This is a genomic window from Streptomyces sp. NPDC002446 (assembly GCF_053595675.1).
Map to the genome: position 1 here is coordinate 210,584 of NZ_JBSFYC010000002.1, position 21,426 is coordinate 232,009.

20 protein-coding genes are annotated in these 21,426 nt (G+C 70.7%); 3 read left to right on the plus strand and 17 right to left on the minus strand.

Features of this window, described 5'->3' with window-relative positions:
- Positions 1–26: 26 nt before the first annotated feature.
- The 3 genes from ACWD6P_RS02650 to ACWD6P_RS02660 are packed head-to-tail and all read right to left on the minus strand — an operon-like array spanning position 27 to position 3,577.
- Complete coding sequence (locus ACWD6P_RS02650; RefSeq protein WP_451442151.1) at positions 27–887, minus strand: geranyl diphosphate 2-C-methyltransferase; 861 nt, start codon at positions 885–887, stop codon at positions 27–29.
- Between the two features lie 28 nt (positions 888–915).
- Positions 916–2,133: a family 2 encapsulin nanocompartment cargo protein terpene cyclase gene (locus ACWD6P_RS02655; protein ID WP_451442152.1), complete on the minus strand. Its 1,218-nt coding sequence runs from the start codon at positions 2,131–2,133 to the stop codon at positions 916–918.
- 16 nt (positions 2,134–2,149) lie between these two features.
- Positions 2,150–3,577: a family 2B encapsulin nanocompartment shell protein gene (locus tag ACWD6P_RS02660; protein ID WP_451442153.1), complete on the minus strand. Its 1,428-nt coding sequence runs from the start codon at positions 3,575–3,577 to the stop codon at positions 2,150–2,152.
- Positions 3,578–4,105: 528 nt separating this feature from the next.
- Between ACWD6P_RS02660 and ACWD6P_RS02665 the strand changes: the two genes are divergently transcribed.
- Positions 4,106–5,365: an MFS transporter gene (locus tag ACWD6P_RS02665; protein WP_451442154.1), complete on the plus strand. Its 1,260-nt coding sequence runs from the start codon at positions 4,106–4,108 to the stop codon at positions 5,363–5,365.
- A 73-nt stretch (positions 5,366–5,438) separates the two neighbouring features.
- Here ACWD6P_RS02665 and ACWD6P_RS02670 read toward each other — a convergent pair whose 3' ends face one another.
- The 12 genes from ACWD6P_RS02670 to ACWD6P_RS02725 form a co-directional block, all read right to left on the minus strand.
- A complete protein-coding gene (locus tag ACWD6P_RS02670) occupies positions 5,439–5,999 on the minus strand; it encodes a 2'-5' RNA ligase family protein (protein WP_451442155.1) in 561 nt (186 codons plus the stop codon).
- 137 nt (positions 6,000–6,136) lie between these two features.
- Complete coding sequence (locus ACWD6P_RS02675) at positions 6,137–6,997, minus strand: MOSC domain-containing protein (protein WP_451442156.1); 861 nt, start codon at positions 6,995–6,997, stop codon at positions 6,137–6,139.
- Between the two features lie 57 nt (positions 6,998–7,054).
- The gene (locus ACWD6P_RS02680) at positions 7,055–8,518 is read right to left on the minus strand and encodes an L-lactate permease (RefSeq protein WP_451442157.1); all 1,464 of its coding nucleotides are present in this window, start codon (positions 8,516–8,518) and stop codon (positions 7,055–7,057) included.
- A gap of 195 nt (positions 8,519–8,713) precedes the next feature.
- Positions 8,714–9,532 (minus strand): AraC family ligand binding domain-containing protein, encoded by an 819-nt coding sequence (locus ACWD6P_RS02685; protein ID WP_451442158.1) that lies wholly within the window; start codon positions 9,530–9,532, stop codon positions 8,714–8,716.
- Between the two features lie 294 nt (positions 9,533–9,826).
- Positions 9,827–10,456, minus strand: a complete 630-nt coding sequence (locus ACWD6P_RS02690) for a response regulator (RefSeq protein WP_451442159.1) — start codon at positions 10,454–10,456, stop codon at positions 9,827–9,829.
- Positions 10,457–10,471: 15 nt separating this feature from the next.
- Positions 10,472–11,914 (minus strand): sensor histidine kinase, encoded by a 1,443-nt coding sequence (locus tag ACWD6P_RS02695; protein ID WP_451442160.1) that lies wholly within the window; start codon positions 11,912–11,914, stop codon positions 10,472–10,474.
- An 86-nt stretch (positions 11,915–12,000) separates the two neighbouring features.
- Positions 12,001–12,780 carry an ABC transporter permease gene (locus ACWD6P_RS02700; protein WP_451442161.1) on the minus strand — a complete coding sequence of 260 codons (780 nt, stop codon included), beginning with the start codon at positions 12,778–12,780 and terminating at the stop codon, positions 12,001–12,003.
- A complete protein-coding gene (locus ACWD6P_RS02705; RefSeq protein ID WP_451442162.1) occupies positions 12,777–13,685 on the minus strand; it encodes an ABC transporter ATP-binding protein in 909 nt (302 codons plus the stop codon). Before ACWD6P_RS02705 ends, ACWD6P_RS02700 begins: the two co-directional genes overlap by 4 nt.
- Before the next feature lie 59 nt (positions 13,686–13,744).
- Positions 13,745–14,014 (minus strand): hypothetical protein, encoded by a 270-nt coding sequence (locus tag ACWD6P_RS02710; protein ID WP_451442163.1) that lies wholly within the window; start codon positions 14,012–14,014, stop codon positions 13,745–13,747.
- 1 nt (position 14,015) lies between these two features.
- Positions 14,016–15,548: a PepSY-associated TM helix domain-containing protein gene (locus ACWD6P_RS02715; protein WP_451442164.1), complete on the minus strand. Its 1,533-nt coding sequence runs from the start codon at positions 15,546–15,548 to the stop codon at positions 14,016–14,018.
- A gap of 223 nt (positions 15,549–15,771) precedes the next feature.
- Positions 15,772–16,416 carry a hypothetical protein gene (locus ACWD6P_RS02720; RefSeq protein ID WP_451442165.1) on the minus strand — a complete coding sequence of 215 codons (645 nt, stop codon included), beginning with the start codon at positions 16,414–16,416 and terminating at the stop codon, positions 15,772–15,774.
- A gap of 259 nt (positions 16,417–16,675) precedes the next feature.
- Positions 16,676–17,209 (minus strand): GNAT family N-acetyltransferase, encoded by a 534-nt coding sequence (locus ACWD6P_RS02725; RefSeq protein WP_451442166.1) that lies wholly within the window; start codon positions 17,207–17,209, stop codon positions 16,676–16,678.
- Positions 17,210–17,348: 139 nt separating this feature from the next.
- On the opposite strand from ACWD6P_RS02725, the gene ACWD6P_RS02730 reads away from it, so the two are divergent.
- Entirely contained in the window at positions 17,349–18,632 is a 1,284-nt protein-coding gene (locus ACWD6P_RS02730) for an NAD(P)/FAD-dependent oxidoreductase (protein WP_451442167.1), read from the plus strand.
- A gap of 35 nt (positions 18,633–18,667) precedes the next feature.
- A complete protein-coding gene (locus ACWD6P_RS02735) occupies positions 18,668–19,312 on the plus strand; it encodes a LysE family translocator (RefSeq protein WP_451442168.1) in 645 nt (214 codons plus the stop codon).
- A gap of 179 nt (positions 19,313–19,491) precedes the next feature.
- On the opposite strand, the gene ACWD6P_RS02740 is transcribed toward ACWD6P_RS02735, so the two are convergent.
- Both ACWD6P_RS02740 and ACWD6P_RS02745 read right to left on the minus strand, forming a co-directional pair.
- Complete coding sequence (locus ACWD6P_RS02740) at positions 19,492–20,679, minus strand: cytochrome P450 (RefSeq protein WP_451442169.1); 1,188 nt, start codon at positions 20,677–20,679, stop codon at positions 19,492–19,494.
- Complete coding sequence (locus ACWD6P_RS02745) at positions 20,676–21,389, minus strand: tRNA-dependent cyclodipeptide synthase (RefSeq protein WP_451442170.1); 714 nt, start codon at positions 21,387–21,389, stop codon at positions 20,676–20,678. Before ACWD6P_RS02745 ends, ACWD6P_RS02740 begins: the two co-directional genes overlap by 4 nt.
- Between the last annotated feature and the right edge of the window lie 37 nt (positions 21,390–21,426).

Sequence of the window (21,426 nt, forward strand, 5' to 3'; positions counted from 1 at the left end):
TCGGCCAACCTGGGCCAGACGCTCTCTCAGACCCGGTCCGCCGCAATCAGCAGGTAGTGGAAGCTGCCCTCCTTGTAGGCGGTGAGGAACGGGTCCTCGACGCCGGTGGCCAGCGAGGACTCGGCCCGCAGCTCCCAGTACGGAATCGTCGCGGCCGTCAGGTCGACGACGTTCATCGGGACGAGGCCGTTGGCCGCCATGGCCCGGAAGTAGGCGCTGCGCGGGTGGATGTTGCACGTGTAGTGCTCGTCGATGCGGCTGACGGCCTTGGAGCGGCCACCCGTCACGTCGTTGTAGCAGCCGGTGATGACGACGTAGCGGCCGCCGAAGGCGAGCTGGCGGGCGTGCTCGGCGAAGAGGTCGAACAGGTCCACGTACATGGTGGACTCGTTGTTCCAGATGCCCTGGAAGGCGGCGGTCGGCAGGCCCGTGTCCAGCATGTTGCGGAAGTGGTAGCGCACCTTGTCGTCGACGCCCCGCTTGCGGGCCTGGCCGTTGGCGAACTCGACCTGGGTCTCGGAGATGGACACACCGTCCACCTGGCAGCCGAAGCGGGCGTTGGCCATGATGCTGGTGCCGCCGCGGCCGCAGCCGGCGTCCAGCAGACGGTGCTCCGGGGCTATGGGGCCGAGGTGGTCGAGCAGGACATCGGCCTGGGCCGACTCCAGGCGGTGCAGTTCGGCGATGATGCGCTCGTCGCGGGTGTCCTCGGGGCCCTCCAGGACGGAGGGGTCGTAGTCGCCGAGGCCGTAGTGGTGGTGGTAGAGGCCGTCGACGTCGCCCAGGCGCAGGTTGACCGGGTCCTTCTCGCGGTTCCAGTAGTCCGCCACGGACTTCTGGTAAGCCGTGCGCAGGACGGGAACGGAGGCGGCAGGCGTGGTGGTCATGGGTGGGGCTCCTTGCAGTGTGCGGAGGTCAGGAAGTCGGTGAGGTGTAGCGGGGGCTGCCGCTGTGCCATGCGCGGTTGCCGCCCAGCCAGGCCCACACCCCCGCGAGGAAGCGGCGCAGCTGGGGCGAGCCGGTCAGGGCCAGGGTCGCGGCCTCCGTCTCGAAGGTGCGCACCAGCTCGTCGTGGATCGCCGCACTCCGCTCGACCGCCTCGCGCGGCGAGCACCGCTCCTCCTCGGCGATCACGGTCGGCAGGTTGAACTCCACGCTCTCCGAGTGGCGTTCCTTCGCCATCGAGTACAGGTCGTTGACGAGAGTGGCGGCCGTGGAGGCCATGGTCACGGCGCGGCGCACCCGTGGATCGGAGTACTCGGCGGCGGGCAGCGCGTAGCCGCCCACCATGTCGGTCATCGCGATGCACGGCAGGAAGCTGTTGATCTGACGGTGCGCCAGGTACTCCCAGACGGCGGGCATCCGGCCCTGAGTGCGCCAGGAACCCTCCTGGCAGTAGCCCACGAACAGGACGGCCACTTCGTGGTGCACCCGGGCCAGTTGGGACGGGTCCGCGTACCGGGCCAGGTGCGCGAAGCCGGTGCGCAGGGCGGTCCGCACCGGGTCGTCCCGCATGGCCTTCTCGACGGCGGGAACGTAACCGAGCGGCGGGTGGGCGGGGTCGACGGCCGCGTACGCGACCCCGAGCTGCGCGCCGAGCAGCGCCGTCGCGGAACCCATCGTCTCGTCGTCGCAGTAGTAGTCGTCCGTGGCCCACTCCGCCAGCGCACACTTGCCTGCCGCCAGTAGCCGGTCAGGGTCGTCGGTGTCGGGGTGGGCCAGCATCATCAGGCGCCCGAAGTCCGCCGCGCGGACGCGGTCGAGCCGGCCGGCGTAGAGGCCGATCTCCTCGGCCCACGCCACCAGGCGTGCGTTGACCTCGTTGGCGAGCGCCGGGTCGACGCGGAGCGCGGGCGGGCAGTACAGGTCCGGGACGGCGGTGTCCCCGGCGTCGACGGCGACGCCCCCAACGTCCTTGCGCCTGGGCGCGATACGGGCGGCCGAGGTGCCCAGCCCCGTCGGCCCGGTCGGGGGCAGGGCGAACCTCTCCGGGAGGCCGCCACCGGTTCCGGGCAGCCGTTTCGGTGCCGCCGGGCGGACGCTCTGGTGGGGGACAGGGGTGAGCAGCGTGGCCACCAGCCGCGCCACGTCGTGGCGGGCCGCGGGCGCGGTCATACGGGACAGCAGCGACACGGAGACTCCTCAGGCCTCAGGCCGGCGTGCCGAACACATCGACGTTCTCCAGGACGCCGAGCGCATCGGGCACGAGAACGGCCGCCGAGTAGTACGTGCTGACCAGGTAGGAGATGATCGCCTGCTCGTTGATGCCCATGAACCGGACGTTCAGCCCGGGCTCGTACTCGTCGGGGATCCCGGTCTGGCGCAGCCCGACCACTCCCTGCCCCTCCTCGCCCAGCCGCATCGCGAGGATCGCCGAGGTACCGGCCTCCGAGACGGGGATCTTGCCGCAGGGGAGGAAGGGCACGCCCCGCCACGCCGGCACGGGATGGCCATCGACCTCGGCGGTGTCGAAGGCAAGGCCCCGCTTGTTGCACTCACGACCGAAGGCCGAGATGGCCCGGGGGTGGGCGAAGAACACCTTGGTCCCGCGCCGCATGCTGAGCAGCTCGTCCATGTCGTCCGGGGTGGGTGGGCCGGAGTGGGTGGAGATGCGCTGGCTGTAGTCGGCGTTGTGCAGCAGCCCGAACTCGGGGTTGTTGACGAGCTCGGACTCCTGGCGCTCACGCAGCGCCTCGATCGTCAGCCGCAGCTGCTGCTCGACCTGGTCCATCGGGTCGTTGTAGAGGTCCGCGACCCTGCTGTGCACCCGCAGGATCGTCTGCGCCACGCTCAGCTCGTACTCGCGGGGCTGGAGCTCGTAGTCGACGAACGTGCCCGGCAGCACGGGCTCGCCCAGGTGCCCGGAGGCGAGGGCGATGGCCGCCTCGCCCTTCTTGTTCTGCGGCCGCGCCTTGTCGGCCTGGCGCCGCCGGACGTGCGCCCGCAGCCCTTCGTTGCGGCCCGCCACCTCCTCGTACGCGGCCCGCGGCAGCGCCAGCACCGTGCACGCCGTCATCGCGCGCGCCGTGAACTCCCACGTGCCCGGCTCCTCGGCCACAGCCTGCCCGCCGAAGAACCCGCCGTCCGCCAGCACGCCGCGCCGGGACTCATCGCCGTACGCGCCAGGGGCGAGCTTCTCCACCTTGCCGCGGGCGATCAGGTGGACCTCGTCGAGTGTCCGACCCCGCTCGGCGATCACCTGGCCGGATGCGTACTCCCGCTGCTCGCACCGCTCGGCCAGCGCCCGCAGCACCTCGGCGTCGTCGTACCCGCGCAGCAGCGGCAGTTCGCCCAGCTCGGCGGGGACGACCTTGACCGCGGCCCCTTCCTGGACGAACGTCACCCGGCCGTCGCCGACCTCATACGCCAGCCGCCGGTTGACCCGGTACGTGCCGCCTTTGACCTCCACCCAGGGCAGCGCCCGCAGCAGCCACCGCGAGCTGAGGCCCTGCATCTGCGGCACGGTCTTGGTGGTGGTCGCGAGGTTCCGCGCGGCGGCGATCCCCAGACTGAGCTGTGCCCGGCCTGCTGTCTGCTCGGGCTGCTCCGGCTGCTGCCGGTGCACTGCGGTCGACATCCGCTCCGGTCCCTTCCGTCTGGCGCATACGTGCATACGTCAAGAGGGAGCCCCTGAAATGCCCCGATCGGGCGATGATGGGCTCCCGCCGCGCAAGTGAAGCAGCGCTTAATGATGTTGGTCGAGGTGGCCGGAAGTGCACCGATGCATTTGCGTCACCGGACAGAGTGGTCGTTATGTCCAATATGCCGCGACGTTTGCCCTTTTGGGCTGGCTGATGTGGTGTCATGCGCAAGCACCGCCGCTGCGCGCTCCTTGATCGAGGTGGCCGATAACGTGCGGTTGGGCAGGGGGAGCGGGGGCCGGAGCGGGGGACGCGGGGAGAGGTCCGCCACCGGTGGGCCAGGCGGCTGCCCCGTTCGGGTTGTCGAGCACCCGCCGTCCCACGCGCCGCACAACTGATCTCCCTCCGGCGCGTTCATTGAACGAGGCACGACGGGACCACTGGCACGGAGGCGGCCGATGGCGATGGGCACGGAGACCAGGGCTGACAGGGCGGCAACGGCTGGTGGCACAGGCGTGGTGCGCGTGGTGGCACGCAGACTGCTGCCGCTGCTGTTCGTGCTGTATGTCGTCAACTTCCTTGACCGCGCGAACATCGGCGTCGCCGCATTGACGATGAACGCGGATCTGGGGCTGAGCGCCACCGCCTACGGCACTGCCGCCGGGATCTTCTTCGTGGGTTATGTGCTCTTCCAGGTCCCGGCGGCGGTGGCGTTGAAGCGGTTCGGTGCCCGGCGCTGGCTGTGCTGTGTGATCACCGCCTGGGGTGTGTGCTCGGCCGCCACCGCGTTCGTCACCGACGCGCACAGCCTCTATCTGGCCCGGTTCGCGCTGGGGATGACCGAGGCCGGATTCTTCCCCGGCGTCGTCGCCTACCTGACCGCCTGGTTCCCTTGCCGGCAGCGCACCCGCGCCCTGGCTCTGTTCTTGCTCGCCATCCCCGTCTCCAACATCGTCGGGTTGCCGGCCTCTGGCCTGCTCGTCGACCACGTTGCCCTCTTCGGTCTCAGCGGCTGGCGGGCGATGTTCCTGATCGAGGCCGCGCCCGCTGTCGTCCTGGGCGTCGCTGCCTTGCGCCTGCTGCCCGACACACCACGCGATGCGTCCTGGTTGACGGCGCCCCAACGCGGCGAACTCGAAGCCCTTTTGGCCCAGGACGCCCCGCCCTCGTCGGCGGACCGGATCACGTTCGGTCACGTCGCGCACTTCACCGTGGTGCATGCGGGCCCGAGCTTCGCCGCGTACGCCCTGCAGTTCTTCCTGCCCAAGGTCACCACCGCTCTCTTCCCCGGCGCCGGGGCGTCCGCCGCATCCGCGCTCGCGGCTCTGCCGTCCGTGGCCACAGCCATCGTCATGCTCGCGTGGAGCCGCCACGGCGACCGGGTGGGCCCTCGGACATATCTCCTCGCCGCGCCCGTCGCGGCTGCCGCAGCCGCGACGGGCGCGGCGGCACTCTCACCCTCACCCGTCCTCGTGCTGGCCGCACTGACCGTGGCGGTGACAGGAATTCTGACCGCGATTCCTGCCTTCTGGAGCCGGTGCACCATGGTCCTGTCCGGCTCCCACGCGGCGACCGCCATCGCCAGTGTCAACGCGGCAAGCAGCCTCGCCAGCTTCGCGGGCCCCTACGTCACCGGCCTCCTCACCGACACCACCGGTGACTACCGGGCCGCCTACTCCGTCATGGCCTGCGCCCTGGCGGTCTCGTTGACCGCGACCCTCCGCCTCCCCAGCGCATCGGTCGGCATCCACCGAGCCCCGGCGCCGACCGGGCCGCGTAGCTGAGCCCGCAACGGGGCACGGGCCGAAGGTAGTTAGTCGTCTGCGTCAGCCACACAACCCACCGGACACGGCCCAACTACTCCAGCAGTCGGTGGACCTCACCCGTGCCCAGCGTGATCACGGCTCGGGGCCGCATGGGGCCCTCGCCGCGCCGGGAGAGCAGGGCCACCTCCTCCACCACAGCCGACAATGCGCCGAGCCGGCCGGCGCACACGGCGGCCAGCGGCCGCGGATGCCGAGTGCGGCCGAGGGACAGATGTGGAGTGAAGCGACCGCCACGCCCACGGCAGAGGGGGAACCGCAGCCCCAGCTCCCGGTGCAGACGGGTCCACGGCTCCAGGCCTGCCGCGGCCGGATCGAGCCACACCGTCGCGTCATGCCGGTGCCGGAAGTACCGAACGCCGACCAGACGCGCCGTGAACGCCGCGCACTCCGCCGCCCCCGCGGAAAGCAGCGGCACAGCCCGTGCGAACTCGTCCTCCGGTACGAAGCCGAACAGCAGATTCACATGTGGCGGCCACCGCCGTACCTGCGGATCATGCTCCCAGCGGATCTCCTGAATCGCCGGCCAGAGCTCCTGCGGCGGCAGCCACGCCACCGCAGTCCGGGCCGTCGGCACTACCTCGAGCACGTCCATCGGCTCGGCCCCGCCGAAATCCGGATTCCATCCCACACTCCCATGGTCCGAGCCGCGCCCGCATCACACGAGTCGGCGTGCCCGCCACGGCAGGCCGGGCCGGCCACTCCTGTGGGGCGCGCGGAGCGCCGCCGAGGTCACCGTGCGCCCGCCACGGCGTCGTACGAAAGGCGCACTACGTCGCCCCGTTCGATGTGCCCCGGCCGGATCACCTGGGCGTAGACGCCGGCGCACGGCTCGGGGCGGCGTCCGGGCATCGCGATGATGCGGTGGTGTTCGGCGAGGCTGCGCAGGGCGGCCTTGTCCGGAGGCAGTGCGCCGTGCGCGAGTGTCGGGACGGCGCAGCGGGGGGTGGAGGCCACTACGCGGAGGGTGAGCCGGTCGCCGATGCTCAGTTCCCTGCCCACCCAGGCATGGTCGGTGAAGCCCACACCGTCCGTCTTGATGACGATGTTGGGGCGGTAGCGCTCTGCTTCTACGGTCCCACGGGGGCTGAGCGCGGCCACTTGGCGCAGGGTGGAGGTGCTCATCAGGTGGAGGGGGGCGAAGTCGAAGAATGTGCCGGCGGGCGCCAGCGAGCCGACCTGCAGGACGTCCGCCCGGACCTCGGCGTCGAGCCCTTCTCGGAGCACCTGCTCCGGTACGGAGCGGTCGAGCATGCCCTGCGACGGCAGCGTGTCGGTCAGTGTGACGGCCCGGCCGAGGGCGGCCGACAGGACGTCGTCGATGTCGGTGTCGTTGCTCCAGACCAGCTTGCCGTCCGGCAATTCGATACGCGGATGACCCTGCTCAAGAGTCGCAGTGCACTTGAGCAGGTCCCTCCACAGCCGCGGATTCTTCGCGCTGGCGACCTTCCCCGAGCCCCGGTCGACGACCGCGAGACACCGGTCTCCCGCCAGTCCGTGTTCGGCCACCGCTGTAGAGGACACCGGTTCGCCGAGCATCGACTTGACCGGGTAGCGCCATAAGGCTTCCACTGTGCCGAGTTCGTTCTTCACGGTGTCTCCTTCATCGCGTTGCGCTTGGTCGTGGCTCGCCGCAGTACCGTCCGGGGATCACGCGAACGAGACCAGGGCGACGGCCGTCGCCGCCAGGGCGGCGTATACCGCAGCTGCCACTCGCAGGCCGAAGCGCAGCAGGCCGTGCTCCACGACACCCGCGCGCTTCGCGGATTCGCCGGCCACCGCCAGGATCAGCATGATCATGGGGAGCGAGGTGAAGACGGCATGGCCCGCCGCGCTGTTCTGCAGGGCCGCGAACCATACGTCGAGGCCGTCGCCGTGCGGGGCCAGCCGCTCCTGGAGCGGCATCATCAGCGCGTTGCCGCCGACGTTGGAGCCGGTGATGAAGCCGCTGAGCATGCCGAGCGCGGGGGAGGCAAGCGCGATGACCAGCGGCGGCGCCGCGGCGACCGCCGCGCCCATCTCCCCGATCATGCCGCTGTCCGCCATCAGCCGGCCGAGGGCGACGAACCCGGTCAGGGCGAGCAGTGGTCGGCCGGCGCGGATCAGCGCGGCCCGGGCGTCCGAGCCGCGCAGCCGGCCCCGGTCCAGCAGCAGGGCGGCGGCCAGCAGGGGCAGGCCCGGCGAGGACAGCAGCGCGAAGCTTGCGTTGCCCGCGTGCAGCTCCAAGGGCGGAACGCCGAGCGCTGCAGCCGCACGGGTGACGACGATGCCGCCGAGGACGAGGCCGTACGCATGCAGGACCGCGCGCGGTGGGAACAGCCGACCGGCGGGCTCGGTCCCCACGCCGGAAGGTGCCCGGCGGACGGCGCACAGCGCCAGCCCCACCGCCGTGGTGAGCAGCCCGGCCAGGACACCGGCCGGTTGGACCACACCCGCCCGGTTGAGCAGCAGCAGCCCGAGCGAGAGCGCCGCGCCCGCGCCCGCGGCCACGACGGCGGTACGGAGCCGGTGTTGCGGGCGGGCCAGCAGCGCCGCCCAGACGGTCACCAGGGGGAAGACCAGGCTGCTGGTGACCGCGGTGGCGGTGCCCAGCGCGGCCGTGTCCGTGCCGATGAGCGCGGCGCCGATGACCGTGGCGAGGCCGAGGGTGCCCCACGGCATGATGTTCATGCCGAGCATCGCCTGCCGCAGCGCGGTCGCGGGCGGCGTGAGAGCGAGCAGCACCGGCACGGTGACCAGTAGTGAGACCCCGAAGCCGGTGAGCGCCTCCACCGTGGGGGCGATGCCCGCCACCACCAGGGCGACCTTCGCGGGGCCGGGCAGTGGTAGCCCGCGCACCCACTCCTGCAGCGACCGGTGTACCTCCCGGCGAGTGAGCACCTGGCTGAGGTAGACACCGGGCAGCATCACCGCGGCGGCGTTCAGCACCAGCAGACCGGCTCCCCCGGCCGCTGCCGTCAACGCGCCTTCTGGCAGCGCGAAGTCCGGCAGCCACCAGATCAGGACCGCCGCCAGAGCGACGCCCGCGAGCGCTGCCCAGTGCGCCGGCCGGCGCAACCCCGTGATCATCCCCAGCACCATGACGAGAGGGGACACCGCTATCGCCCACACCATCGTTCCAGCCGCCTTTCGTGTTCTCGTTGCACGGCTGAGGCACAGCCTCGCGGCACGACCGGCGGCGGTCTTGAACAAAAGTCGCGGGACGACGATCACGGCCACGGGAGTCGCGGCACGACGATCACGGCCACGGAAGTCGCGGCACGACGATCACGGCCACGGAAGTCGCGGGACGACGCCGCACTCTGACGGTCAGGCGCGGATGGCCCCCGGGGTGACCCCGAAGTAGCGCTTGCAGATGCGGGTCAGGTGCGACTGATCGGCGAAGCCCGTAGCGGCCGCCACTTCGGCCGGCCGCTGCCCGGCCAGCAGCAGGCGGCGGGCTCGGTTGGCGCGCAGCCGCAGCAGGTAGGCGTGCGGCGGCAGCCCGTACGCCTGGCGGAAGGCGGCAATGAGCGAGGCCCGCGGCATGTTTGCTGCCGCGCTGAGCTCCGCGACGGTGACCGGTTCGGTCCAGCGGTCGTGCAGCAGCTGCCGGGCCAGATCCGGACCGCGGCGCACATCCTGCCGCGTGCCGACGGCGGACACCCGGCCGGTACGGGCGTGCCGACGCAGCAACGAGCCCAGGCCGCCGAGCAGCAGGGACTCCGCGGTCAAGGGATCGCCCGCGTGCTCCTGCTCCCGGTGGACGTGACGCAGCCGGGCGAACAGCGTGGCGTCCCGCACGGCCGTATCCGGAAACCAGACAGCCGCAGCGCCCAGGCGCTCGCGGGCCAACTCGTCGACGAGCGCCGTGTCGAAGTAGAACATCCGGTACCGCCAGCCGGACTCGTCGGCGGCGAAACCGGTGTGCACCTGCCCGGGATTGAGGACCACCAGCTGCCCGGCCGGAACCACGACCTTGCCGCCGGCCATGTGCAGCCCCTCTGCGCCCTGTTCGATGACGCCGACGGCCAGCTCCTCGTGGCTGTGCCGGTCGAAGGCGAAGCGCTCGAAACGAGCAGCCAGCAGATCCACCCGCGAACTGCCGGCTGCGGTCCATAGCCGAGCATGCTCGCCTCCCGATCCCATCAGCGCATGCTCGCAGACAAGCATCCCCGGGCATATGGCCCTGCTCACAGCCCGGACACCAGGCATCAGCCACGTCTCAAAGCGGTCTGACTTCGCTCGTTTGCCAGACCGGTCCCCTGCTGATCGTTCGCATTTCTTCGAGCTGCTTCTTCAGTGACTCGTTCTCCTGCTTGAGGTCGTCATTCTCCGACTGTAAAGGTGCCGGATGGCCGAAAGTCGTGTCGTGGCTGGCCGGCTGCCGATGGCTGCATCGCGCCGGCGCTGCGGTGCGGGGCGGACGCAGATCCTGCGGGGCTAGCCGAGGATCCCCCGGTCGTAGGCCACCGCCACCGCCGCCGCACGGTCGTTCACGCCCAACTTGCCGTACGTATGGGTGAGATGCGTCTTCACCGTCGCCTCGCTGATGAACAGTACCCGGGCGATCTCCCGGTTCGAGGTCCCTTTGGCGACGAGTGCCAGCACCTCCCGCTCCCGGGCGGACAGCGCCGTGCCGGCGGGGGCCGCGGGCGTGCGTACGGCCGTCACCAGGCGGGACGCCACCGCCGGGGACAGTACGGTGCGGCCCTCCGCTGCCGCCCGTACCGCCGTGAACAGCTCCTCGCGTGGCGCGTCCTTGAGGAGATAGCCGGTGGCGCCGGCCTCGATCGCGGGGAGCGTGTCCGAGTCGGTGTCGTACGTCGTCAGGACCAGGACCTTGGCGCGGGCGCCCCGGCGGGTCAGCTCGGTGATCGCGTCGACACCGCCACCGCCCGGCATCCGCAGGTCCATCAGGACGACGTCCGGGTCGAGTTGCTCGGCCAGGTCGACGGCCGCGACGCCGTCGGCGGCCTCGCCCAGGACGCGGAAGCCGGTGGCCGACTCGAACATGCCGCGCAGTCCGTCGCGTACGACGGGGTGGTCGTCGACGATGAGGAGGGTGATCAAAGCGTCCGGTCCTTGTCAGTTGTGGCGCACCAACGGTACGCGGGCCGAGATCGCCGTCCCGTGCCCCGGTTCCGACTCGACGTCCACGGTGCCCGCGACGCGTTCCGCGCGGGCCCGCATGCCGTCGAGGCCGAAGCCGCCGGTGCCGGTGCGGGGCGGGATGGCGAGCGGGTCGAAGCCGTGGCCGTCGTCGCGTACGTCGAGGGCGACCTCGTCGTCCATGTAGGAGAGGGTGACGCCGACGCGGGTCGCCCGGGCGTGCCGGGCCGTGTTGGACAGGGCCTCCTGGGCGATGCGGACCAAGGTTCCCTCGATCTCTTCGTGCAGCGGTTCGGCGGTACCGGTGACGGTGAACTCGGCGCGGACGCCCACCCGCCCGGCCCATTCGGTGACGGTCGCTTGCAGGGCCTCCGGCAGGGCATGGTGCTCCAGGGCGGACGGTCCGAGGTTCTGTACGGAGCGGCGGGCCTCGCCGAGGCTGTGCCGGGCCAGGTCGGCGGCGCGGTCCAGGTGGTCCCGGGCGAGGTCCGGGTCGGTGGCGTTCGCGACGACCTGGAGCTGGGCGATGATGCCGGTCAGGCCCTGCGCGATGGTGTCGTGGATCTCGGCAGCGAGCCGGCGCCGCTCGTCGCTGACACCGGCCTCCCTCGCCTGGACGAGAAGTTGGGCGTGCAGGGCCGCGTTCTCGTCGAGGGCCTGCTGCAGCCGGGCGTTGGTGTCCTCCAGCTCGGCGATGGTGTCGGCCTGGACGCGGGTGCGCTCCTCTTCCTGGGCGGTGAGATGGCTGAAGACATAGAGCAGTCCGATGTGGGCGGCGAGTACACCGCCGAACAGCAACCAGCCTGTCTGTCCGTGCGGCGGCAGGCCACCGGAGTTGGATCCCGCCATGATGACGGCGGTCGCGACCAGGCCGGTGCGCACCAGGCGCCGGGGCAGCAGCCGTTCGGCACCGAAGTAGCCCATCACGGCGTAGAAGGCGAAGAGCGGGTTGAGCCAGGTAAGGGTGAAGGCGAGGCCCCAGCGCAGGCCGTAGTAGAGGGTGCCTGCGACGGACGGACCGGTGTGCCGGCGGTTCGCCCGGCTCCACCACAGCTGGAGCGCGAGGGCCGCGGGCACGAGGGCCGCGGCGGCGTACCGCTCACCCGTGCTCATCAGCGGGGCGGCGGTGGCGGCCGACAGAAGGGTGCCCACGCCGAGGAAGGCGTAGGGGCCCCAGCGCAGGAAGGACCCCCAGCGCTGCTCTACTTCGGCATGGGCCTGCACGGCCCGCAGGTCGGTGGGGACGGCGGGGGAAGCGGGCTCGGCGGGTGAAGCGGGCGCGGCGGGCGGAGTGGGCGCGGCGGGACCGACGGCGAGCAGTCCCATCGGCCGGTTCTCGGGCTCTGCCCCCGCGTCCCCGGTCGGCGCACCCCGGACGGACTCGTTACGCGTCCGCCCCGCCCCTGTGTGGCTCAGCATGGCCTCAGTGTCCTGTACGCCACCTGTCACGCCACTCGTCATGCCAATCGTCACGCCCGCTGCCCCGCCACCCGTCCCGCCACCCCTCACTCCCAGCGGAACCAGCGGGCCGCGGCCGTGGAGAGCACCGCGGTCCACAGGGCGAGTAGACCGAGGTGGGACCAGGATGGCCAGTCGCCCAACGCGGCCTCGCCCAGGGCCTGCGCGGCGGCGCCGAACGGCAGCAGCTCGACGATGCGGGCCAGGGTGTCGGGCATCGCCTGCACCGGCAGCCAGACGCCCGCGCTGAACATCATCGGAAAGAAGACGATCGAGCCGAAGGCGGTCGCGATCTTCTGGGTGCGGGAGAGCGCCGACACCAGGGCGCCCAGGGCGAGTGTCACCAGGACGGCGAGGGCGAGGGCCAGGACGTAACCGAAGATCTGCCGCGGCAGTGGTACGCCGAAGGCCAGGCGGCCCACGAGCAGGATCAGTGCCGTGGACACCAGGGTGGCCGCGCCGTGCAGCCCCATCTGTGCGCCGAGGAGCGCACCGGGCCGCACCGGGGTGGCGGACATCCGGCGCAGGATGCCGCGTTCGCGGTAGCCGGTGATGACCGGCGGCATGGCCTGCAGTCCGGCCATGATCATGGCGAGCAGGACCGCCACGGGGACGTACGCGTCGACGAGGCGGATACCGCCGAGGGAGGCGTTGGTCTCGCGGAAGCTCGGGATGGAGCCGAGCACCACGAGCAGCAACGTCGGGAAGACCATGATCCAGAATAGCCCGGCGGGCTCGCGGCGGAAGAGCCGTGCCTCGGCCTTCAAGACGGCACGGGCCGCGGCGGGGCGGCCGGTCGCGGTGGTGGTGGCGGTGGCTGTGCTCATGCCGTGGCTCCCGTCAGGTCCAGAAACGCGTCGTCCAACGTCGCGTCGGACACTCGGAGTTGATGGGCGGTGATGTGATGGCGGGCGAGCAACGTGATGACCGCGTTCACGGTCTCGTCGGTGCCGTTGATGGAGACCCGGCCGTCCTTGTCGCCCGTCGAGACGGAGACGGCGGCGGGCAGCTCGGCCAGTTCGCGGGGGTCGAGCGGGCGCGACGGCGTGAAGGAGATGACCGTCGAGCTCGCGGACCTGCTGATCAGGCCCGCCGGGGTGTCGAGGGCGGCGATCCGGCCCTGGTCGATCACGGCGATTCGGTCGCAGAGCCGCTGCGCCTCCTCCATGAAGTGGGTGACCAGGAGCACGGTTACACCGCTTGCGCGCACCTCCTCGATCAGCTGCCAGGTGTCCCGGCGGGCGCGTGGGTCGAGCCCCGTCGTGAGCTCGTCGAGTACGACGACCCTGGGGCCGCCGACCAGCGCGAGCGCGATGAACAGGCGCTGCTTCTGGCCGCCGCTCAGCTTGCCGAAGCGGGTGCCGAGCTTGTCGGTGAGACCGAGGCGCAGGGCCAGGGGCCGCCAGTCGGCGGGCCGGTCGTAGAAGGCGCTGTACAGCTCGAGTGCCTCCTGGACGGTGAGCTTGGCCTGCAGCTCGCTCTCCTGGAGCTGGGCGCCGAGGAGTTGGGTGACCCGGTCGTGGTCGGTGTTCGGGTCGAGCCCGGCGACCTTGACGGATCCGGCGTCGGGGATGCGGAGTCCCTCGATGCATTCGACGGTGGTGGTCTTGCCGGCGCCGTTGGGGCCGAGGATCCCGAAGATCTCGCCCTCCTCGACGGAGAAGGACACCCCGTCGACCACGGCCCGCTCGCCGTAGACCTTGCGCAGGTCGCTGACCTCGATGACTGACATGCTCCGAGCATCGCCGCGTACGGCTCCCGCGGGCATCGCCCATCGCGCTCGAAGGGGCATCAACCGATCGGTTGATGCCGGGGTACGCGGATCCCCGACAGCCGCAAAGCGGTCTGTTCCCGCAGATGGCGGGTGCCCGCCACGGTCTCGACCAGCTCATCGACCACTTGTGCCGGCCGCCCCGAGGGCCGTTTGCCCATCGTGCGGCGGGTGTTGCGCTCCACCGCGGCCACGTCCCGGAGGGCGGCCGGGCAGACCCGCGCCCGCCGGTCTCCCCGGTGCCTGACGAGCAGCGGGAGGGCGCGTGCGAGGCGCGCCCTCCCGCTCACGTCATGCCGCCCGGCTCCGTCGGACGAGACCGGCCACCGCGTCCAGGACGAGGAACCCGGCCAGGGTGACGCCCAGGACGGGCAGCGCCCAGCCGAGAGCGACGACGGCCGGTATGCCCAAGATGAGCACGGGCAGCGGCAGCCCGCGCCACACCCCGCGGGCCGGGGCCTTACCGAGTACCGCCTTGCGGTCGTCGCGGGTGGGGCGGCGCTGCCACCACATGCGGTAGCCCCAGATGGTCACGGTGGTGAGGCCGAGGGCGACCAGGGCCAGCACGATCTGGTTGGCGATCCCGAACAGCACCCCCATATGCCCCTGCACACCGAGCTTGCTGAGCTTGGCCAGCAGCGGATAGTCCGCCCACCGGCTGCGCGAGGTGACCTCGCCCTTCTCCGCGTCCACGGCGACCTGGTCGTAGTGCACCGGCCACACGTTGTCCTTCTGCGCCACGGTCCACGCGCCGGCACTGTCGGCGGGAGGCGTCACCTCTACCTTGCCGCCCAGCCCGGCGTCCCGGGCAACCGCCAGGGCCGCGTCGAAGTCGGCCGGATCCGCCGAGGCGGTCTCGTGGGCGGCGCCGTGCCCCGCGTGCTCCCCGCCCCCGTCTTCTGCGGACGCGCCCCCGTCTTCTGCGGACGGCTTCGCGCCGGGAAGCGAGGTGTCCAGTTCCGGGGCGTGGCCCCTGACCGCGTCCAGCATCTGCCCGAACCGCTCACCCGCATACTTCGACCAGGTCAGGCCGGTAGCGCTGAGGAAAAGCAGACCGAGAGCCAGCCACACACCGGTGGCCGCGTGCCAGCTCCGGGTGCGACGCACGCCACGGGCAGAACGGTCCGGCAGCAGCACGCCGCGTACGGACTTGGCCCGCTGCCCCCGGCTGCGTCCGAGCCAGAGCATGAGGCCCCCCACGACGATCACCCACAGCCAGCTTGCGGCGACCTCTGCGTAGAGGCGCCCGGTTTCCCCCAGGTGCAGATCGCGGTGGAGTTCGTCGAGCCAGGTGGTGAGCGGGGTCGCGCCCCATGACGTGGTCAGCTCGCCCTGCACCTCGGCGGTGTACGGGTCGACGAACACGGTGCGCTGCTTCTCACCGAGCTCCGGCACCGACAGCACCACTCGCGTGGTGTCCTCCGGACCGGGCGGGGTGATGACGGAGGCCAGGCTGCCCTCCGGGTGCGCGTCCCGCGCGGCGGCTATCTGGTCCGCCAGCGGACGCGGCTTGTCACCCACCCGCTCGACGCGCAGCTGGTCGCCGTAGACCAGCTGGTCGAGCTGCGGAGTGAAGGTGTAGGCCAGCCCGGTCAGGGCGGCCACCAGCAGGAAGGGGGCGACGAGCACGCCGGCGTAGAAGTGCAGCCGGACGAGCAGGGCCCGCACGCCCTGCCAGGAGCGGCCGGGCCGGGATTCCGGCGCGGGGGTGGGCTCGGGTTCGGCGACGGCGACGGCGAGGCCGACCGCGGCGGCGTCCTCGGCCGGTGGGGCGTCGATCTGGTCGTGGTCGTTTTGTGGTGGTTCTTCGGTTATGGAAGACATGCACGTTCCTCAGAGGGCGGCATCCGCCGGACGTGCCGGATGTACCGAACGTGCCGGATGTGCCGGACATACCGGACGTGCCGGAGGCGCCGCGAAGCCGTGAAGGGGGAATCCGCCGGGGTGGCGGTGTTGATGACGCGAGTGCCCCGGTCCGACTCCGCCCTGCGCATGCCTCATCGGCGCCGCTGCACAGGCGGCGCGAGAGAACGGCGAGAGGGGCCCGTCAGGCCAGGGCCGCTGGGGGAGGGCCCCGCCGGGGTCGGGAACGTGCGAGCAGCACACCGAACCGGGGGCGCGCCGACGAGGGGAGGACCGGCCGAAGGCGCGGGGTGAAGGGGAGCGCCCGGGGAGCCTGGAAGCAGACGTCCGGTACGACCAGGGCCGCCAGCCCTCGCAGTACCCGCTCTCCGTAGATGACGCACAGCGCGGTCCCGAGCGTGGCGACCGCGTGGGCCAGGGACATGGCCGGTGACAACGCATGCCCGCCACCGGCCGCCATGTCCGCCGGGCCCATGCCGTCCATGTGCGGGCCGGTCATGCTCCCGGTCATGCTCCCGGCCATGTGGTGTGCCGAATGCCCGACGGGCATGGCGTGGCCGCCGTCGAGCATCGAGAGGTGATGGAACGCGAGGTGGAGGGCGAACTGAGTCCCGCCCAGCGTCAGCGTCGTCACATCGAAGCGTCGCCGCCGCCCACCGAAGAGCACCGCGCCCTGGACGGTCAGGACGGCGAACAGGAAACCCAGCGCGCCCGCGCCGGGCAGTCGCCCACCAGCGGAGACATGGCTCCCAGCACCCAGGAGCAGGCACGCGGAAGCGCACAGCAGACCCCTTCCGGTCCGCCCGGCCCAACGTCCCGGTCTGCGCACCGGCACAACTTATCCAGCATTTATGCGCAAGCGATCAGATGTCAGTGAGACGCGACGAGCCGTATGGATGGAGGTGACGTCCATGATGGGAAGTCACCTCCACGCCCCGTAGCGGCTGTTGTGCGTGCAGCGCGTACATGGGCGGCCGCGTACGGAGGTGGGGCCGACCCTCCGAGTGAGGGGAATCACACGAGGTGCCGGCAGGTCAAACCGGCCAGAGCTCCCATACCGCCACGGGGCTGGGCTACGACTGGCTTGTTTACGCCTGGTACTCGGTGAGATCGATGGTGTGCACGCGCAGCGGAAAGCCGTACAGCGGGTGTGTCGTCTCGCGCTCCAGCACCATGCCGAGCTTGCGGATGACGTTCTCGGAGGCGTCGTCGCCCGCCCGGCTGATGCTGATGACGTGGTCGAGGCCACGGTCCTGCAGAGCGAACTCCAGTGTGGCTTGGGCGGCTTCGGACGCGTATCCCTGGCCCCAGAACTGTGCGCCGAGCCGCCAGCTGATCGCCACGGCGGGCATCACCTCCGGCAGGAACTCGGGTACGGACAGCCCGGTGAAGCCGGCCAGTTCACCCGAGGCCAGCAGCTCGACGGCGAAGAGACCGAAGCCCTCCTCGTCCCACTCCTCCTCCCACCGCTCGATGGCCTCTGCCGTGTGGTCCAGGTCGCGCACCGAGCCGTCGTCCACCCAGCGCATGACCCGCGGGTCCGCATTGATGTCCGCCATGGGCGCAAGGTCGTCGTCACTCCAGCGACGGAGCAGGAGGCGGGGGGTGTGGATCTCGGTCATGGCGCCCATCCTGCCCAATGCAAGGGCCTCACCGGTAATCGGCGATCCACAACTCTTGACAACTATTCATGCACCTGACAGCAGTTGCACTGCACCACTCCCATGAACGGCACCACACTCCAAAGGGGGCGATCAGCGCATGACCAAGCCTGAGAGCGCGGGATACGACTACGACGTCGTCATCAGCGGAGCCAGCCTCGCCGGCAGCGCCGCGGCGATCTTGCTCGCTCGACGCGGTGTCCGCGTCGCACTGCTGGAACGCCGCTCGGACCCCGATGCGTACAAGGTGCTGTGCACCCACTCCCTCACGGCCAACGCCTACCCGGTGCTGGACGAACTCGGCCTCATCCCCGCTCTGGAGAAGGCGGGGGCCGTTCGCAACAAGGCCCGCTGGTACACCCGCTGGGGTTGGATCGAGCCGCGGGCCGCGCCGGCGGGCCCCGAGCTGCCGTACGGGTACAACATCCGGCGCAGCACCCTCGACCCGATGATCAGGTCCCAGGCGGCCGAGACCCCTGGCGTCGATCTGCTCCTCGGCCACCAGGTGACCAGGCTGGTCCGGGAAGCCGGGCGAACCGTGGGGGTGTGCGCGTCGACACCACAGGGCGAGCGCGAGATCCGGGCCCGCCTGGTGGTCGGCGCCGACGGCAAGGACTCGGCCGTAGCGACGTTCGCCGGGGTGCCTGCTCGGCTGTACGAGAACGCGCGGTTCGGCTATTTCGCGCACTTCCGCAACCTTCCGCTGCACGGCGGGGTCGCTCACGCCTGGTTCCTCGAGCCCGACATGGCGTACGCGTTTCCGAACGACGACGGGGTGACGGTCCTCGCGGTGCTCCCGGACAAGAAGCGGCTGCCGGCCTTCCGGGAAGACCTGGAGGGCAGCTTCTTCGAATTCGTCCGCGCCCTGCCCGAGGCGCCGCCCATCGACTCCGCCGAGCGCATCACGAAGATCACCGGCACTGTCAACTACCCGCTCCACAGCCGCAAGCCGACCGCACCGGGCGTCGCGCTCATCGGCGACGCCGCCCTGACCAGCGATCCCCTGTGGGGAGTGGGATGCGGGTGGGCTCTGCAGTCCGCGCAATGGCTGGCAGCGGCGGTCGCCTCGGCCGCGACCGGTCGGGGCGACCTCGACAGGTCGCTCGCGCTGTACGCACGCAGACACCGGCGCCGGCTGAGCGGTCACCAATTTCTGGCCGCCGACTACGCCAAGGCCCGTCCGTTCAATCCCTTGGAACGGCTGATGTATTCGGCGGCAACGCGCGATGAGTCGGTGGCGCGGCACATGCATCTGTTTGGATCCCGCCTGATCGGTCCGCTGCGTTTCTTGAACCCCATGGCAGTGGCCAAGGCCTCGGCCGTCAACATCAGGCATCGCGAGGCGGCTGCGCCATCCGCGCACCTGTCACACACAGGGTCATGACCGGCGCCCTTACCACTCCAGGAGGTGACGGACACATGGTGTCCTTGGAGAGCATTCTCGCGTTCGCGGCGATGTCGCTGCTGGTGATCGTTGTTCCGGGGCCGAGTGTGCTGTTCGTGATCGGCAGAGCTCTTGCCCACGGCCGGCGCACGGCGCTGGCGACGGTCGTCGGCAACTTGGTCGGTTCGTACGTCCTGGTGATCGCTATGGCGTGGGGCCTTGGCACGCTGGTGGAGAGCTCGGCGGCAGTGTTCATGGGCGTGAAGCTGGCCGGCGCGGCGTACCTCGTCTACCTGGGTGTGCAGGCGTTCCGGCGCCGCAAAGACATGCGCGCGGCGGACATGGCGGCCCCGGCGGGTGAGCGGCACGGCGATCTGCGCACGATCCTGGACGGGATCTTCGTGGGCGTCACCAATCCGAAGGGCATTGTCTTCTTCGCGGCGGTGCTGCCGCAGTTCGTGGACCACTCGGCGGGCCGTGTTCCCCTCCAGATGATGCTGTTGGGCCTGGTCCCGGTCACGATCGGCCTGGTCACGGACACGCTGTGGGGCCTGGGTGCCTCGGCGGCCCGTGCCTGGTTCGCCCGCTCGGACCGACGTCTGTCGATGATCGGCGGGGCGGGCGGCTTTGCGATGATCGGCCTGGGCGTGACGGTGGCTGCGACGGGCCGCGCCGACTGATGCGTGTGGCAGAAAGCCCTGCTGGGACGGGACCCGGCCTGTTCGATCCGCGGCTGCTGAGTCGTCCCGCGATTTCCATAAGAGCGATGGTCCCGACCTCTCTCAGGTCGGGACCATCGTGTGGTGCCGGGCGCCGGCTCACGCCGGCACTGCTGTTCCTACCACCGGCACTGCCGTTCCTACCAGGCGACCGGCAGGCGCTCCGGGATGCGCTTCATAAAGCGGGTGCGCCAGACGAGTTGGTCGATGGGGACGGCCAGGTGCAGGCTGGGTATGCGGGTGGTAAGGGTCTCGATCGCCGTCTCGATGTGCTTCTTGCCGAGCGGTACGGCGGGGCAGTAGTGCCCGCCGTAGCCGAACGAGAGGTGAGCGGCCGCGTTGGGCCGGTCGATGTCGATGGTGTGCGGGTCGGGGAACACGCTCTCGTCGGTGTTGGCGGCCTCGACCAGGACGAGGACGAGTTCGCCCTTCTTGATCTCGGTGTCGCCGAGCTGCATGTCGTCCATGGCCAGGCGGGGCAGTCCGTCGGCGATGGAGAGGTTCACACGCAGCAGCTCGTCCACGGCGGCCGGTATCTTGCCCGGCTCCGCGCACAGCTGCTCCCACACCTCGGGGTTCTGAAGGAGCGTGAACACGGCCATGGTCAAGGCGCCCATGGTGGAGATGACTCCGGCGCCGAACATGGTGACGCCGACGGTGGCGAGCATCTCGTCGGTGAGGTGTGCATAGTCGGGGTCACCGCGGAGGGCGGCGAGTTCGGCCATGAGCCCGTCGGTGGCGGGGTCGTTGAGCCGCCCGGTCATATAGGCGATGTCCCGGTCCCAGTTCAGGCGCGCCCCGGCGATGGGGCACGCCGAGTTCATGAACGCGATGTCGAGGCTGGACGCCAGCAGTGGTGCGTCATCGCGGGGGATGCCGAGGATGTGGCAGTGGAGGTGCTCGGCGTAGGGGCTGGCGAACCGTCCGCGCAGGTCGACCGGCGGGCCGTAGCTGAGGATGCCGTCGACCAGGTGGGCGGCGTGGTCGGTCATCCACTCCGGCAGGCCGCCGGCCCTGGGGTTGATCGCCTTGAGTACGGCCTTGCGCAGACCGGCGCCGGTGATGTTGCCCATGTTGTTGACCACCTCGGGCGGGATGGTCAGCGCGTACTGCCGGGGGACTCCGGGGGCGGAGGTGTCCTTGAGACTGAAGCGGGGGTCTTCTAGCACCTGTCTGCACAGCTCGTAGGAGGAGACGAGCCAGGCTTCGTCCCCGGCGATGGTGCGCACCCGGGTGACCGGGGTGGCACGAAGCCGCTCGATCTCCGGGGGGAGGCGGTCGCCGCGCGGGGAGAACGGGAAGTCGATCAGGGTCGGGGCGGTCGTCACTGGACGTGTCCTTCGGTGAGAGTGCCGGCGGGGGTGATCACGGCGTGGCCCTGGTTGCGTGTGGCGCGCAGGCCATGCCCGCGGGAGTACAGGAGATCGGCCATCGGCAGTGCCTGGTGGTAGCAGTTGAGCGACGAGGGGACGCCCATGATTGCGGGGGTGTCGATGAACAGCGGCGCTTCGGCGCAGATGTAGTCGAGGCAGACCTGACGCTGACGGTCGGTGGGCTGCTGCCCGTGGAGAACCTTGCTGGTGAGGAACTGGGTCACGAGCTGATCGCAGACCTCGCGGAACGCCGGGTCGGTGGACAGCCGATCGTCGAGGCCCTCGCGTATGACCCGATAGGCGGGGTTGTCCAGCAGCGCGGACATGGGGCGGCCGCGGAGCCTGGTGCCGTCCGGGTCGAGTGCGGCGACGGCGGCGGTCACCTTTGCCCGTACACCGCGCAGGTTCTTCACGGCCTTGCGCTGGGCGTCGACGGCCGGATATCCGAGCGCCTCGTACATGTCGGCGACATGCAGATCCGTATAGATGAGATCGACCTGGCGGAAGTTCTCCACTCCCCAGGCGGCGAGGCCGAGGACTCGCTGATGGGTGAAGTAGGAGTTCCCCGGAGAGATGCCGATGACGGCGTGATCACCTTCGTCGGTGATGACCTGGCAGTGCGGGGTGTACGGACGGACGTGAAAAGTCTCGGTCGCTGTCGTCAAGAGACGATGTCCCTACGTGCCGCTAGTCCCTGGGAAC